Annotated in this window: 15 protein-coding genes; 2 read left to right on the forward strand and 13 right to left on the reverse strand. The window is 69.1% G+C overall.

Annotation, left to right across the window (positions count from 1 at the left end; translation table 11 throughout):
• Window positions 1–47: 47 nt before the first annotated feature.
• The gene (locus tag NX773_RS11210; RefSeq protein ID WP_258856403.1) at window positions 48–533 is read right to left on the reverse strand and encodes a YajQ family cyclic di-GMP-binding protein; all 486 of its coding nucleotides are present in this window, start codon (window positions 531–533) and stop codon (window positions 48–50) included.
• Between the two features lie 148 nt (window positions 534–681).
• Between NX773_RS11210 and murB the strand changes: the two genes are divergently transcribed.
• On the forward strand, window positions 682–1,701 hold the full coding sequence (murB, locus tag NX773_RS11215; RefSeq protein WP_258856404.1) for a UDP-N-acetylmuramate dehydrogenase: 1,020 nt from the start codon (window positions 682–684) through the stop codon (window positions 1,699–1,701).
• Between the two features lie 13 nt (window positions 1,702–1,714).
• On the forward strand, window positions 1,715–2,440 hold the full coding sequence (locus NX773_RS11220) for an SDR family oxidoreductase (protein WP_258856405.1): 726 nt from the start codon (window positions 1,715–1,717) through the stop codon (window positions 2,438–2,440).
• 39 nt (window positions 2,441–2,479) lie between these two features.
• Here NX773_RS11220 and NX773_RS11225 read toward each other — a convergent pair whose 3' ends face one another.
• The 12 genes from NX773_RS11225 to NX773_RS11280 all read right to left on the reverse strand — a co-directional run bounded on the left by NX773_RS11225 (window position 2,480) and on the right by NX773_RS11280 (window position 14,847).
• Window positions 2,480–3,742, reverse strand: coding sequence for a M20/M25/M40 family metallo-hydrolase (locus NX773_RS11225; protein WP_258856406.1), 1,263 nt, complete (start codon window positions 3,740–3,742; stop codon window positions 2,480–2,482).
• A gap of 39 nt (window positions 3,743–3,781) precedes the next feature.
• A complete protein-coding gene (locus NX773_RS11230; protein ID WP_258856407.1) occupies window positions 3,782–4,786 on the reverse strand; it encodes a diguanylate cyclase domain-containing protein in 1,005 nt (334 codons plus the stop codon).
• 25 nt (window positions 4,787–4,811) lie between these two features.
• Window positions 4,812–5,807: a chemotaxis-specific protein-glutamate methyltransferase CheB gene (gene cheB / locus NX773_RS11235; RefSeq protein ID WP_258856408.1), complete on the reverse strand. Its 996-nt coding sequence runs from the start codon at window positions 5,805–5,807 to the stop codon at window positions 4,812–4,814.
• On the reverse strand, window positions 5,804–7,984 hold the full coding sequence (locus NX773_RS11240; RefSeq protein WP_258856409.1) for a hybrid sensor histidine kinase/response regulator: 2,181 nt from the start codon (window positions 7,982–7,984) through the stop codon (window positions 5,804–5,806). The genes cheB and NX773_RS11240 overlap by 4 nt, the downstream gene beginning before the upstream one ends.
• The gene (locus NX773_RS11245) at window positions 7,981–8,652 is read right to left on the reverse strand and encodes a chemotaxis protein CheW (protein WP_258856410.1); all 672 of its coding nucleotides are present in this window, start codon (window positions 8,650–8,652) and stop codon (window positions 7,981–7,983) included. The genes NX773_RS11240 and NX773_RS11245 overlap by 4 nt, the downstream gene beginning before the upstream one ends.
• Window positions 8,649–9,860 carry a CheR family methyltransferase gene (locus NX773_RS11250; protein WP_258856411.1) on the reverse strand — a complete coding sequence of 404 codons (1,212 nt, stop codon included), beginning with the start codon at window positions 9,858–9,860 and terminating at the stop codon, window positions 8,649–8,651. Before NX773_RS11250 ends, NX773_RS11245 begins: the two co-directional genes overlap by 4 nt.
• The gene (locus NX773_RS11255; protein WP_258856412.1) at window positions 9,857–10,315 is read right to left on the reverse strand and encodes a chemotaxis protein CheW; all 459 of its coding nucleotides are present in this window, start codon (window positions 10,313–10,315) and stop codon (window positions 9,857–9,859) included. The genes NX773_RS11250 and NX773_RS11255 overlap by 4 nt, the downstream gene beginning before the upstream one ends.
• 7 nt (window positions 10,316–10,322) lie before the next feature.
• Window positions 10,323–12,137 (reverse strand): methyl-accepting chemotaxis protein, encoded by a 1,815-nt coding sequence (locus NX773_RS11260; RefSeq protein ID WP_258856413.1) that lies wholly within the window; start codon window positions 12,135–12,137, stop codon window positions 10,323–10,325.
• Window positions 12,138–12,252: 115 nt separating this feature from the next.
• Window positions 12,253–12,576, reverse strand: coding sequence for a YkgJ family cysteine cluster protein (locus NX773_RS11265; RefSeq protein ID WP_258856414.1), 324 nt, complete (start codon window positions 12,574–12,576; stop codon window positions 12,253–12,255).
• 62 nt (window positions 12,577–12,638) lie between these two features.
• Window positions 12,639–13,355 carry a ribonuclease activity regulator RraA gene (locus NX773_RS11270; protein ID WP_258856415.1) on the reverse strand — a complete coding sequence of 239 codons (717 nt, stop codon included), beginning with the start codon at window positions 13,353–13,355 and terminating at the stop codon, window positions 12,639–12,641.
• Window positions 13,352–14,098 carry a polysaccharide lyase family 7 protein gene (locus tag NX773_RS11275; RefSeq protein WP_258856416.1) on the reverse strand — a complete coding sequence of 249 codons (747 nt, stop codon included), beginning with the start codon at window positions 14,096–14,098 and terminating at the stop codon, window positions 13,352–13,354. Before NX773_RS11275 ends, NX773_RS11270 begins: the two co-directional genes overlap by 4 nt.
• Entirely contained in the window at window positions 14,095–14,847 is a 753-nt protein-coding gene (locus NX773_RS11280; RefSeq protein ID WP_258856417.1) for a GDSL-type esterase/lipase family protein, read from the reverse strand. The genes NX773_RS11275 and NX773_RS11280 overlap by 4 nt, the downstream gene beginning before the upstream one ends.
• Between the last annotated feature and the right edge of the window lie 7 nt (window positions 14,848–14,854).

Genomic DNA, 14,854 nt, shown 5'->3' on the forward strand with positions numbered 1-14,854 from the left:
GACCCTTTAACGACAGGGTTTTGAGCGAACGACCGTTCTTTTAATCGCTAATCGCGGAAGTTGTTGAATTCCAGCGGCAGGTCGGTCACATCCTTGCGCAGCATGGCAATCGCGGCCTGCAGGTCGTCGCGCTTGGCGCCCGAGACCCGCACCGATTCGCCCTGGATGCTGGCCTGCACCTTCATCTTGCTTTCCTTGATCAGCTTGGTGATCTTCTTGGCGTCCTCGGTTTCGATACCGTTACGCACCTTGATCACCTGCTTGACCTTGTCGCCGCCGATCTTCTCGACCTTGCCTTCGTCCAGGAAGCGCACGTCGACCTTACGCTTGGTCATTTTGTTGACCAGAATGTCCTTGACCTGGCCGAGCTGGAATTCGGAGTCGCCGGTGACGGTCAGCTCGCGGTCCTTCTGCTCGATCCTGGCGCCGGTGCCCTTCAGGTCGAAGCGGGTGGTGATTTCCTTGTCCGTCTGCTCGACCGCGTTCTTCACTTCGACCATGTTTGCTTCGCAAACGACATCAAAAGATGGCATGGTGGGAATCCTCTTGCAAATTTATGAATGGCGATATTCTAACGGACAACCCGCCGCCAAGCCTTGAACGCGGCTGGCTTTTTTGCCGGACGGGCACGCTTTTGCCACTATAATCGGATGCACTTGCGGTCGCTTCATCCCGAATTCCATGCCAGACCTTCCCATTGCATCCGACTTTTCGCTCGCTTCCCTGAACACCTTCGGCATTGCCGCGCGCGCCCGGCGTTACCTGCGGGTGACCGAGGTGCCGCAACTGGCCGCCGCGCTGGCCGATCCAGACCTTGCCGCGCTGCCGCGGCTGGTGCTCGGCGGCGGCAGCAACCTGCTGTTCACCCGCGACTTCGACGGCCTGGTGCTGCACATGGCCCTCAGCGGCCGCGAGATTGCCGGCGAGGAAGACGGCTGCACCCTGGTGCGCGCCGCCGCCGGCGAAAACTGGCATGATTTCGTCCAGTGGACGCTGGCGCAGGGCCTGGGCGGGCTCGAGAACCTGTCGCTGATCCCGGGCACGGTGGGCGCGGCGCCAATACAGAACATTGGTGCGTATGGCGCGGAAATCAAGGACCTGTTCCATGCGCTGACGGTGTTCGACACCGCAAGCGGGCAAACGCGCACCCTGCGCGCGGCCGACTGCCGTTTCGGCTACCGCGACAGCGTGTTCAAGCATGCGGAAGGGGCGGGACTGATCGTGCTGGACGTCACCTTTGCGCTGCCCACGGCGTGGCAGCCGAACGTGAAATACGCCGAGCTGGCCAACGAACTGGCCGGCATCGCGGCGCCGAGCCCGCGCCAGGTGGCCGACGCGGTGATCGCGATCCGCCGCCGCAAGCTGCCCGATCCGGCCGTGATCGGCAACGCGGGCAGCTTCTTCAAGAACCCGGTGGTGCCGGGCGCGCAGTGCGAACGGCTGCTGCAGGCGTTCCCGAACCTGGTCCACCACCGGCAGCCGGACGGCAGCGAAAAACTGGCCGCCGGCTGGCTGATCGACCAGTGCGGGTGGAAGGGCAGGAACATGGGGGCGGCCGGCGTTTATCCGAAGCAGGCGCTGGTGCTGGTCAACAACGGCGGGGCGACCGGGGACGACGTGGTGCGGCTGGCGCGCGCGATCCAGGCCGATGTGCTGGCGCGTTACGGCGTGCAGCTCGAAGCGGAACCGGTCTTCGTCTAGAGGAGAAGAGGGCGTGAAAGCGATTGTCACCGGACACACCAAGGGGCTGGGCGCGGCGATCGCGCGCGAGCTGCTCGGGCGCGGCGTGCCCGTGCTCGGGATCGCGCGCGGGCGCTCGGATGCGCTGGCTGCCGATTTCCCCGACCTGCTGGAGCAAATGCTGTTCGACCTGGCCGACGCCGATGCGCTGGGCGCGTGGCTGTCGTCCAATGCGTTGCAGGCCTACCTGCAGGGCTGCGGCACTGCGCTGCTGGTCAACAACGCCGGTGTGGTCAGCCCGGTCGGGCCGCTCTCCGGGCAGGACCCGCAGGCGGTGATGCGCGCGGTGTCGCTGAACGTGGCCGCGCCAATGGCGCTGGCAGCTGCCGTGGTGCGCGCCGCCGCGGGTGTCGAGAAGCGGATCGTGCACATCTCGAGCGGAGCGGGGCGCAACGCCTATCCCGGCTGGAGCGTGTACTGCGCGACCAAGGCCGCGCTGGACATGCATGCGCAAGCCACCGAGCTCGATGGCGACAGCAGCGTGCGCATGTGCAGCCTGGCGCCGGGCGTGATCGACACCGGCATGCAGGCCGAGATCCGCGCCACGCCCGAAGCCAACTTCCCGATGCGCGAGCGGTTCGTGCAGCTGAAGGCGGCCGGACAGCTCACGTCGCCGCAAGAGTGCGCGCGTGGCGTCGTCGATTACCTGCTGTCGGCCAGCTTTGGCAGCAAGCCGGTGGCGGACCTGCGCAATCTTTGATTCATGCCGTCGTCCCGGCGCTCGCCGGAACGACGTAGTCTATTTGCTGACCTTGGCCCCGGCCAGCTGGGCCACGGCCGCCAGCGTCGTCTGCGCCGCGTTCAGGCCGAGCAGAAAGTCCTTGTCCGAGTACGTGGTGAACACGTCGCTCGGCTGGTGCCAGTTCGGGTCCCAGCCGGCGCCGATGTGCATGCCGCGCTCGTTCTCGCGCAGCGAAATTGACGGCACCAGGTCCATGAACGGAGTGGAGTCGGTGTTGGTCATGTGCGGTCCCACCACGGCCGGGTAATTGGTCGCGTACTTGCCGTTGGCGGCATGGAAGAACCACGCCAGCTTCGCCGACCCATCGGCCAGCTTCGAGTTGGACTGGAACTCGATGTTCACGTCCGCCTCCAGCCGCTGCTCTTTCGGCGACTCGAACACAGGCTGGCCCTTCGCATCGAGCACCGGGCGGCCTTGCGGGTCGCGCTTGGGCACCGGCATGCCGTGGTCCCACAACATCATGTCGTGCTGGATCAGGCCCAGCCATTTTGGTTCCGGATACTTGCCCGAACCCTTGGGCGATTCCAGGCCCTGCAAGTCGCGGCGCTGTTCCACGTAGGCGCGCGAGCCGTTCAGGCCCGTCTCTTCGTTATTCCACAGCGCGAAGCGGATCGAGCGCTCGGTCTCCACGCCGGCGGCGCTGAAAATGCGCGCCAGTTCCATCACCAGCGCGGTGCCCGAGCCGTCGTCGTTGGCCGCCTCGCCAAAGCCCATGCCATCCATGTGCGCGCTGACGATGTACATCTCTTCCGGGTGCGTCTTGCCAACCTTGGTGCAGTAGATGTCGTGGCGCTTCGATGTGCCGGCCGGCGCCGGTTCCGCGTCGAGCGCGCGGATGCGTTCGTCCGCCTGCAGCATGGGATCATTGTTGACGCCCGTCGGCGCGCGGTTGCCGAACAGCGTGCTGCCGCCCTGGCCGGCCGGGCCGCCACGGCCACCCTCCGGCTGCGGACGCGGCGCGGCGTTGGCCGGGCGCGGCGCCGGTTGCGTGAAGTCGTAGGCCAGCCGTTCGATGTTGGCGCAGCCGTAGGACTTGAGCTGCGCCTCGATCCAGTCGAGCGCATCGCGGTTGCGCTGCGTGCCCTGGCGGCGGTCGCCGAACCGGGTCAGCCCCTTGATCGTGGCCTTGTACTGTTCCAGGTCCAGCTGGCTGACCAGGACGTGGACCGGGTCGGCGGCCTGGGCCTGCGCGGCGGGGACGGCGAGGGCCAGCGATGCGCCCAGCGCGTAGCAGGCGGCGCGGATGAATGGTTTGTGCATGGGTGTCTCTCGTTGTCGTTGTCGTTCTGGCCGGCGCCGTCAGTGCGCGGCGGCGATCACGCGGTTGCGGCCACGCGCCTTGGCCGCATACAGCGCCTTGTCGGCGTTGGCGAGCAGCTCGGCGGGGGTGCTGTCGCTGGCGGGCACCATGCTGGCCACGCCGATCGACAGCGTGACCATGCCGCACTCTGCCCCCGGATGGTCGAGCCCCAGCCGCTCGACACGCGCGCGGCAGCTCTCGGCAAGGCGGGCGGCGCCGTCGATGTTCGTGTCCGGCAGCAGCACGGCGAATTCTTCGCCGCCGTAACGTGCAGCCAGGTCGGCCGGGCGCTTCAGGCAGCCCACCAGCGCGCCCGCCGTCTGTTGCAGGCACAGGTCGCCCGCCGGGTGGCCCAGCGCGTCGTTGTACAGCTTGAAGTTGTCGATGTCGCACAGCAGCAGCGACAGCGGCATCTTGCTGCGCAGCGCGCGCTGCCACTCGGCCGCGATGGTCTCGTCGAAGCGGCGGCGGTTGGCGATGCCGGTCAGGCCGTCCAGCGCGGCCAGCTTGCGCAGCGCCGCGTTGGCGCGCTCCAGTTCGGCCTGGCTTTCGGCCAGGCGGCGGAAGGCGTCGTTGCGCTCCAGCCGGCTGACGTAGCCGGCCGAGTGGTAGCGCAGGCGCGCCAGCAGCTCGATCCGGTCGGGCAGCTTGACCAGGTAGTCGTTGGCGCCGACCGCGAACCCGTGGGCCTTGAGCTTGGCGTCCTCGCGCGCGGACAGCACGATCACCGGGACATGGCGCAGCACGGGGTCCTCGCGGTAGGCACGGATCACGTCGAAGCCGTCGGTGCCGGGCACCACCAGGTCCTGCAGGATCACGGTGGGCGCCACCTCGCGCGCGGTGGCGTGCGCCCTGGCGCCGTCGGTCACGTAGTGAAACTCGATGTCGGGCTGGCCGGCGAGCATGCGGCGCAGCGCCTCGACGATGATGAGCTGGTCGTCGACCAGCAGCACCCGCACCTTGGCGGCTTGCTCGTGGGGTTGTGGTGGGGTGGCGTCGATCATTACGGTATCGCGGGTGCGCATCGTTTCAGGCTGGGCCGGGCATTGTAGCCTGCAACAGGCTGTTCATGTGCCCGACCGGCAGGATCTGGGCGGCTGCGCCCAGTTCGGCGGCGGCGCGCGGCATGCCGTACACCGCGCTCGTGGCCTGGTCCTGCGCGATGGTGTGCTTGCCGGCGCGGCGCAGCGCGAGCAGGCCGGCGGCGCCATCGCGGCCGATGCCGGTCAGGAGAAAAGCCATGGCCTCGTGCGGCCAGTGCTGCGCCACGGAGTCGAAGAACACGTCCACCGACGGCCGGTACACCAGGTCGCGCGGTTCGACGTGGTAGCGCAGGCGCAGCTCGGGCGACAGCAGCAGGTGGTCGTTGGTGCGCGCGACCAGCACCTGGCCGCCGGCCAGCAGGTCGCCTTCCTCGGCGGCGCGCACCTTCATCGCCAGCTGGTTGCCGAGCCAGTGGACGAACTGGCCGGCGAACGCGGCGTCGATGTGCTGCACCACGACCACCGCCACGTCCGCCGGCGCCTGCCATTGGCCGAGCAGGGTGCTGATCGCCAGCGGGCCGCCGGTGGAGGCGCCGATCGCCACCAGCCGGCGCACGCCGTTGGCCGTTTCCGGCAGCAGCGCCTGGCGCGAGGGCTTCCCGATCAGCTTGCCGATGGTGCGGATCCTGTCGAGCAGCTCGGCGCCGTCCGCGCGCCCCGGCAGCACTGGCGTGGCGGTCACGCCGAGCGCGCCCGCGCCGAGCGCGCGGAACACCTGGCCCACGTGGTCCTTGGGGTCGGCGGTCACGACCAGGATGGCGCACGGCGCGCGGCGCATGATTGCGCGCGTCGCCTCGATGCCGTCCAGGCCCGGCATGAACAGGTCCATCAGCAGCAGGTCGGGGCGGTCCTCGAGGCACAGGCGCAGCGCCTCGTTGCCGTCGCGCGCGATCCACGTTATCTCGTGGCCGGTTCCGGCGGCGATCACCCGGCGCAGCGCCTCGGCCGAGGCGCGCGAATCGTTGGCGATGGCGATCCTCATCGCCAGGGCGGGCCGATCAGGTCGGACACGGCGTCGAGCAGGGCGCTGTCGTGGAAGCTGCCCTTGGCCAGATAGTAGTCGGCTCCGGCCTGCAGGCCGCGCGCGCGGTCCTCGGGACGGTCCTTGTACGAGACGATCATCACCGGCATGCGCTGCAGGCGCGGGTCGGCGCGCACCAGCGTGACCAGTTCGATGCCGTCCATGCGCGGCATGTCGATGTCGCTCACCAGCAGGTCGTAGTCGGCGCTGCGCAGCATGTTCCAGCCGTCCATGCCGTCCAGCGCCACGTCCACGTGGTAGCCGCGCGCCGCGAGCAGTTTGCGCTCCATTTCGCGCACGGTGAGCGAATCGTCCACCACCAGGATGCGTCGCACCCCGGCCTTGTTCCCGCGCGGCTGCTCCACGCGCTGCAGCGCCCCTTCGGACAGCAGCTTGCCGATCGAGACCAGCAGCGAGGGCAGGTCGAGGATCAGCACCGGGGCGCCGTCGTCGAGCAGCGCGCCGGCGGCGATGTCGCGCAGGGTGCCGAAGACCGGTTCGAGCGGCTGGGCGGTGAGGCTCTGCTCGCCCAGGATCGCGTCCACCGCCAGCGCGTAGCGTTCGCGGCCGGTGCCGATGACCACCAGCGCGAGCTCGTCCGCCGGCTCGGGCGCGCCGAGCGCCAGCACCTGGGCTGCCGCCACCACGCCCACGTGCTGGCCGTCGAGTTCGAAGAACTGGTTGCCGCCGAGCGTGGACAGCGCCGCCTGCGGCAGCTTGAGCACGCGCTCGACGCGCGCGATCGGCAGCGCGTAGGGTTCACCCTGCACCTCGACGATGAGTGCGCGCACGATCGACTGCGTGAGCGGCAGCGTGAGCACGAGGCCGAAGCCCTGGCCCGGCTGCGACTGCGCGCGCAGCGACCCGTTGAGCGCGACCGCCAGCTCGTGCACCACGTCCAGGCCCACGCCGCGGCCGGACAGTTCGTTCGCGCTTTCCTTCAGGCTGAAGCCGGGCAGGAACAGGAACTCCATCAGCTCGGCATCCGACAGCGCGACGGCGATGGCGGGCGTGGCGCGCTGGTGGCGCACGGCGGCGGCGCGGATGCGTTCCGGGTCCACCCCGCGGCCGTCGTCCGCGATCGAGATCACGAGCATGCCGCCGCGATGACGCGCATCGATGCGGATCACGCCTTCGGGCGGCTTGCCGGCCGCCATGCGCTCGTCAGGCAATTCCAGCCCGTGGTCGAGCGCGTTGCGCAGCACCTGGTTGAGCGCGTTCTCGATGCGGGGCAGGACGGTGCGGTCGACCAGCGTGGTGTCGCCGGTGATCTCGAGCCGCGCCTCTTTGCCAAGGCTGCGCGCAAGGTCGCGCACCAGCCGCGCAAACGCGCGGGTGCCGTCGCCGAAGTGGCACATGCGCAACGCCAGCACCTCGTCCACCAGGCGGGTGGACACGGCGCTGGCGTTGCGCTCGTACTGCTCGGCCTCGGCGATGTGGCGCAGCAGGACGCCCTTGAGCGGCTGCGCCTGGGTCAGCGCGGCCGAGGACAGCGCGAGCAGCCGGGGATCGCCGTGGGCGGCCGCGGCTTCATGCAGCTGTTCGATCAGGGCCAGCATCCCGGCCTGGCTGCGCTTGTAGCGATGCAGCGAATCGATCCAGGGCTGCAGCTGGCGCGCCTGCAGGCGGCTTTGGCTGGCCAGGGCCAGCAGCTCGTCGGCCGTGTCGGCGGGCGCCGGCGGCGCCGGGGGCAGGGGGGCGGCAGGCGCCGTGCCTGGGACCGGGGCGGCGCCGGGTGTCTCGCCGCGCGCGATCGCGCCGATGGCGTGCTCGATCGCGGTCTCGTTGGCCGCCAGCCAGTCCTGCGCCTGGGCTTCGTCCACCTGGGCCAGGCCAAGCAGCAAGTCCACGCCGGCCAGCAGCGCGTCGATGCGGCCGGACGGCACGACTTGCTGGTGGCTCAACGCGAGCAGCGCGTCTTCCATCGCATGCGCCAGTTGCACGGCCGGATCGAGCCCGACGATTGCGGCGGCGCCCTTGATCGAATGGGCCGCGCGCATCAGCGGTTCGAGCGCGCCGGGACCCGCGCCGCGTTCGAGCGCAAGCAGCCCGTCGGTGAGCGCGCGGGCCTGGGCCTCGGCCTCCATCCGGAACAGGTCGAACAGCGAAAAGGCGCTCAGGTCCTGGTCCGGGCTCATTTCAGCAGCCCCCACAAGCGTGCGGCGACCTGCTCGCCATTGAGTACGCCCACCTGCAAGCCATCGTACGCCAGCACCCCGTCCAGGTGCGCGGGCCTCGGGCGCTCGACCGTGGCCGCCGGCGCGGCCAGTTGCGCGCTGGCGTAACGCACCATGCCATGCAGTTCGTCCACCGGCACGGCGCAAGCCTGGCCGTTCGCATCGACGATCAGCAAGCGCGCGAACACGTGGCGGCCGCAAATTTCCGGGGCAGTGGCGCCGTCGATGCCCAGCAGGGGGGCAAGCGAGAGCGCCGGCAGCAGGCGTCCTCCGACATTGGCCACGCCCAGCAGAGCGGCGGCGCTGCGGTGCGGCAGCCGGTGGGCGGGCGCGAGCGGCGCCACCGACAGCACCATGGCCGAAGGCAGGGCGAGCCATTCGTGGCCGATGCGCAGCACGATCGCGCTGGCGTTGCCGCTCTGCGCCTGGGCCGGCGGCCGGCGCAGCTGTTCGGCCCAGAACGCGCGGTAGCTCGGTTCCACCGGCAGCTGCATGGTGCGCTGGGCCGCCTCGGCATACGCGGGGCAGTTGCGGCAGTGGGCGTGATGCGCCAGTTCGGGGCAGCTGCGGTCGCCCGCGACGCCCACGCGGTTCCAGCAGCCGTGTTCGGGGTAGGCGGCGCCGTTCATGCTGCCCGGCTCCCGTCAGCGCCAGCATGCGAGCGCGCCGCGCGCTGGCGGTAGATGGCCGCCTGCGCCGGCTCGCCCGCCTCCTCGGCCAACAGCGCAAGCGCGCACAGCGCATCGTAATGGCGCGGGGCCAGATACAGGCATTGGCGCAAGTGGCGCTCGGCGCTGCGCGCATCGCGCTGGCACTGGCTCACCAGGCCAAGGATGAAGTGCGCGTCCGGCTCGTCCGGGGCGCGCGCGATCAAGGCCTGGCACGTGGCGGCGGCCTCGCGCAGCTGGCCGCCGTCGGCCTGCCGGCGCGCGAGCGCGAGCAGCTCTGGGGTCGCGGGAGCGGCTGCGGGCAGGGGCGGCGCCGCGGGGCGCGGCGCAGCCTTGAGCGGAACCGGCGCGATGGTCCGCAAGCCCTGCCTGGGACGGGCCGCCGCCGCAATCGCGGGCGGGCAGCCCTGTTTGTGCAGCGCGAACGCGCCCGCCAGCGGCAATTGCGCAAAACCGTGCCGGCACAGCACCGGTGCTTCCGCCGGGCCGGCAAGCAGCATGCCGGCATGCGACAGCAGCCGGCCCAGGATATTGGCAGCGCGGGCAATGCCGGCGTCGTCGAAGTAGATCAGCAGGTTGCGGCAGAACACGACGTCGTAGCGCCCGGCGTTGGCCGCCATGTCCAGCGCGAACAAATTGCCCTGGCTGATGTGGACATGGGCGCGGATATCCTCGCGCAGCAGGTAGCCGCCGCCGTCCTGGCTGAAGTGGCGGTCCCGGAAGCCAAGGCCGGCGCCGCGGAAAGCGTTGCGCGTGTAGTGGCCGGCGCGGGCCCGGGCAACCGAGGCCGCCGACAGGTCGATTGCGTCGATGCGCCAGGATGCGGGCGGCACGCCAGCGTCGTGCAGCGCCATCGCCATCGAATACGGCTCCTCGCCGCCGGCGCAGGGGACGGACAGGATGCGCGCCACGTGGCCCGGGTGGCGTGCCAGCTGGGCGGTCACGTGCGACACCGCGGCCTTGAACGCGGCCGGGTCGCGGAACATCCACGATTCCGGGACCACCACCAGCTCGGCAAGCTCGTGCAGTTCGGGCCCGGCCAGCAGTGCCAGGTACTCGGCGCGGCCAGCGATGCCCAGGCATTCCATGCGCTCGCGCAGCGCGCGCTCGAGCGTGGCCGCGTCCAGGTCCAGCCCGGTCTCGCGCAGCAGGATGTCGTGCGCGTTCATGCGGCATCTCCCTCGGCCTGGAACAACAGGGCGCGCACGTGGTCGGGCAGCAGCGCGTCGATGTCCACCAGTTGCAGCATGCCGCGCTCGCCGCTGGCGACCACGCCGAGAAAGGGCGCGGCCGCCACGCCGCTGGGCGCAAGGCGGGCCTCGTCCAGCGCCTCGACGCCGGACACGCATTCAGCCTTGAGCGCCAGCTTTTTCATGGCGCCGCCCGGCGGCGGGTAATCGACCAGCAGGAAGCGCGTGTCGTAGCGCACCGCGTCCGGCGTGTGGCCGGCAAGGCGCGACAGGTCCACCACCGGGACCGGCTCGCCGTGCAGGTCCAGCAGGCCCGGCACGTAGTCCGGCGCGAGCGGCAGGCGCGCCAGCTGCGCCACCGGCAGCACGCGCGTCACCAGCGCCAGGGGCAGCCCGAAGCGCTCGCGGCCAATGTGGAACACCAGTACCTTCATCGGTTGCTCAGGCGTTCACCGAAAAATTCGCGACCGACGACTGCAATTCGCCGGCGGCGTATTGCAGCTCGTGCACCGCCTCGCTGGTGGCCTTGAGCGAATCGACCGTCTGCTGGGTGGCGTCCGACAGCTGCATCATGGTTTCGGTGATCTGCTGCGCGCCCACCGCCTGCGATTGCATCCCCTGCAGCACCAGGTCAAAGCGCGGCGTGAGCTGGCGCACCTGTTCCATCACCGAGCCAAGCTGGAGGGCCACCTGGCGCGCTTCGCCGACGCTGCGGCGGATCTCCTCCGAGAACTTGTCCATGCCCATGACGCTGGCCGATACCGCCGACTGCATCTCCTTGAGCATCTGTTCGATGTCCCAGGTCGACACCGAGGTCTGGTCGGCCAGGCGCCGGATCTCGGTGGCCACCACGGCAAAGCCGCGCCCGGCCTCGCCCGCGCGCTCGGCCTCGATCGCGGCGTTCAGCGACAGGATGTTGGTCTGGTCCGCCACCTTGGTGATGGTGGTGAGCACGCTGTTGATGTTGTTCGCCTTTTCGGACAGTGCGGCCAGCTTGGCGGTGATCGAATCGGTTGCCGCCACCATGTTCTGCATGGTCTGGTCCATGCGCTGCAGGTTGTCCTGGGCGCCGGCGGTGGCGCTGGTGGTCGATTCGGCCACGGTGGTGGCTTCTTCCATCGTGCGCAGCAGCTGCGAGGTGTTGGCCTCGATCTCGCGCGTGGTGGACAGGATCTCGACGCTGGTCTGGGCCTGTTCGACGCCGGTCGCTTCCTGCTGGCGCGCGGCGGCGGCGATCTGGGTAGCCGAGGTGGTGACCTGGATGCCGGCGGCCTGCACATTGTTGATCAGGCTGCGCAGGTTGTTGAACATGGTGTCCAGGCCTTCGCCCAAACGCCCGATGGCGTCGCTGCCGCGGATCGCCGTGCCCCCGGTCAGGTCGCCCGACGCGGCGCGCGAGACGGCGCCAAGCAGCGCATCGACCTTGGCGCGCAGTTCGCGCGTGCTGGCCTGTTCCTTGGCCTGGCTGTCCTCGATGGCCTGCGCCATGCGGTTGAATTCAAGCGCGACCTGGCCCAGTTCGTCGTTGGAGCTCACCTCGGCGCGCGCCGCCTGGTTGCCGGCGGCGATTTCGCGCGCGGCGCTGGTCAGGCGCTGCAGCGGCAGGGCGAGGGCGCGCAGCAGGCCCCATGCGATCAGCACGGCGAGCACGATCGTCACGGCGCCGCCGAGCCACAGGGACAGCGCCATCTGCGCTTCGACTTCCTCTGCGTTGCGGGTGCGGATCGCCATCAGGCGCTGCTCCTCGGTCTCGACCTGGCGGATGATTTCGCGTAACGAGGCGACCGTGCGCGCGCCGGACAGCACCGCGTTGTAGGTGCCGGAGGCGTCCGGCAAGCGGCCGGCCTTGGCCGCGGAGCGGGTGCGCTCGATCTGCGGCAGGATGGCGTCGTCCATCCATTTGTCCAGCACCGGCTGCAGCTGCTTCAGGCGCGCCTGCTGGCCCGGGTTATCGGCGGTGAGGGCAATGGCGCGGGACAGGTGGTCGATCGCCTTGCGGTATTCCGCCGTGATCGGCTCGACCAGGCTTTCGTCGCTGGTGAGCAGGAAGCCGCGGGTGGAGGTCTGTACCTGCAGTACGGAGGTGGCGACGTGGTTCGCTTCGAGCAGCACTTCGAGCGTGTGGCGGTTCCAGTCGTCGGCTTCGGACAGGCTGCGGAAGTTGTGCAGCGCGAGCGCCAGGAGGAAGAGAATGCTGGCGACCATCGCGCCCAGGCCAAAGGTCAGCTTATTCTTGATACTCAGGTTTTTCGGCATGGATGCTCCGTCGTGAATCCTGCGACTGTACCAGTTTTCGGGCACAGCTCAAGCATTCGATGCGGCGACGGCACAACAAATATGCGGTGGCGCGGCCGACTTTGTAAGCTCGGTGTTAAATCGCGCCGTCCAGGGGCGCCAGGCCGTGGCGGGCGCGGGCCCGCTGGCATTTGTCGTCACCCGGCTGCACCTCGCGGCACGGGCCCGGCCGCTGTTGGTACACGCCGCAGGCCATCGGGCCCCCAGTGCCGGCGCCCAGCGCAACGCAGCGCGGGCTGCTGGCGTTGGTGCCGGCCATGCACGAGATGTGCGGGGTGACGTGTTCGACCATGGACGAGGGCAGGCCGCGCTCGTCCGCTTCGGCCCAGTAGAACGAGACGCGGTAGGTCATGCAGCAGGCGCCGCACGACAGGCAGGGATTGTCGGCCTGGTTGCTCATGGTGGGCCGATCTTACACAAGCCAGGCGTTGGCACGCAATCCTGGCGAGCTGTCCTTGCGCCTCAGGATGCCTGCCTGAGCCAGTCCTCGTACAGCGCGCGGTTTTCCTCCGTGGTGAGGGGATAGAGCCCGATGACGCTGGCCCCGCTTCTCACGCGCTCGAGCACGAACTCCTCGTAGCGGTTCATCTCGACGGCGTCGCGCGCGATGTCGGCCGCCAGGTGGGCCGGAATGCAGACCACGCCGTCATCGTCGCCGACCATGATATCGCCGGGATAGATGGGTACGCCGCCGCAGCCGATCGGCGCATTGATGTCAAGCGCATGGTGGCGTATGAGGTTGGTCGGCGCGGAGGGGCCGGAGCACCATGCGGGTATCTCCAGGGCGGCGATGCTGGTCGCGTCGCGCAGGCCGCCGTCGGTGACGATGCCGGCCACGCCGCGCACCTGCATGCGGGTGGCGAGGATGCTGCCGGCCGACGCCACCGTCGTGTCGCCCCGGCAGTCCATCACCAGCACGGCGCCTTCCGGAATTTCCTCCACCGCCACGCGCTGCGGATGGCGCGGGTCGAGGAAGGCATCCACACCGTCCAGGTCCTCGCGCGCGGGGATGTAGCGCAGCGTGTAGGCCGGGCCGACCATGCGCTGGCCGGTCCTGAGCGGACGCGCGCCCTGCACGAAGACGTTGCGCAAGCCGCGCTTGTACAGCAGGGTGGTGAGGGTGGACGTGGCGATCGTCGCCAGGGCCGTCAGCGTTTCGCGCGATACGGTCGTGTTCATGGTTGTTCCCTGCGTTCGAAGACGGTGTGGCTGAAGGTGATGTGCTCGGCCGTGATGTGCTGCTGCTGGTAGTACTGGTCCCATCTGGCCGCCTCGATGGTATGGGCTTGCGTGGCGGGGTCCAGCGCCTGCAGGTAGTCGCCGAACTTGAAGTAGATGGCGCGGCTGTCCTGCTTCACTTGCGTGGGCTCGGTCTGCCGGGTGCCGTCTGCCGCCGTGGTGACGCTGACCTGCGCCTGGCCGGCGTTCAGTGCAATGTCGATATCGAAGCTTTCGCCCGAACGGACCGTGCCCAGCGCGGTCGCCGTCTCCTTGCCAGCGGCGCCTGTGATGCGCGCGATGATGTCGAACACGCCGTTGTTGGCCTTTCCATCCAGGCCTTTGCGCTCGGCCGTGTCTTGCACATAGACTTTCAGGATGGTGTCCAGACCCACTGCGTGGTACTGGGCGACGATGGACTTGGCGCCGTCCGGCAGCGATGGCGTGACGCGGGCAGAGAAGTGTTCGCGCGTTTGGGCGGCGCTGTGGCGCAGGCGGTCGGCGATCTTCAGTTCGTTGCGGTAGCCGTGCCCGTGACCGGAGTCGTATTTCGACTCGAGCGCGCTAAATACCAGTGTGCCCGGCGCGCGGTAGGGTGGCTTGCCTTCCAGGTCAAACAGGCGTTCCAGCGTGGACTGCGGGGTGTAATCCTGCGCGGCAGCGCTCACTGCGCAGGACAGGAGCGCGCAGGCGACCGCCTTCATTTGAGCATGCTTTCAAGCAGCGGCTGCATGGCGTCGGCCCACAGCTGGTAGCCTGCGGGACCCGGATGCAGCTGGTCCGGCATGATGGAGTTCGGGATGCGTCCATCCTGGCCCAGGAAGACCGGTGTGATGTCGAGGTAGCGAATAGTCCTGCCGTCGTCCAGGCTGGCCAGCTGCTGGTTGACTGCCGCGATGGTCTTCATGCGCTTGGCCGCCTCTTCGACCGCCTCCGGCGTGATCGGGCCTCCCTTGGCATTGCGTGGGCCGCGCGGGAAGACGCCAAGGATGAGGATCTTCGTGTCCGGCAGCCTGGCGCGGATCATGCCGACGATCTTGCGGTCGGCGGCGGCGATTTCGTCGGCCGTGTAATCGAGACTGTTGTTCGTTCCCAGCATCAGTACCGTGACCTTGGGCGACAGGCCATCGAGCTCGCCGTGTTCGATCTGCCAGATCACGTTTTGCGTGCGGTCGCCGCCGATGCCGAAATTGGCTGGCTGGTACTTGCCGTAATAGTGGTCCCAGATGTGCGGCGCGACGCGCCAGCGCTCGGTGATGGAGTCGCCGATGAACAGCAGGCCGACCGGGCTCTTGCCGCGCTCGAGGAAGCTGGCGTGCTTTTTCAGGAACACGCCGTTGTCCTGCTTTTCGAAGGCTTCCGAGGCGCTGAGCCTGGACGGGACTTGCGCGTACGTGGGGCCGACGGCCAATGCAATGGCCAGCAGCAGGGCGGTGGTGAAGGTCCTCTTCATTCTTGGC

The organism is Massilia solisilvae (assembly GCF_024753215.1).
GTDB classification, from domain to species: Bacteria; Pseudomonadota; Gammaproteobacteria; order Burkholderiales; family Burkholderiaceae_D; genus Telluria; species Telluria solisilvae.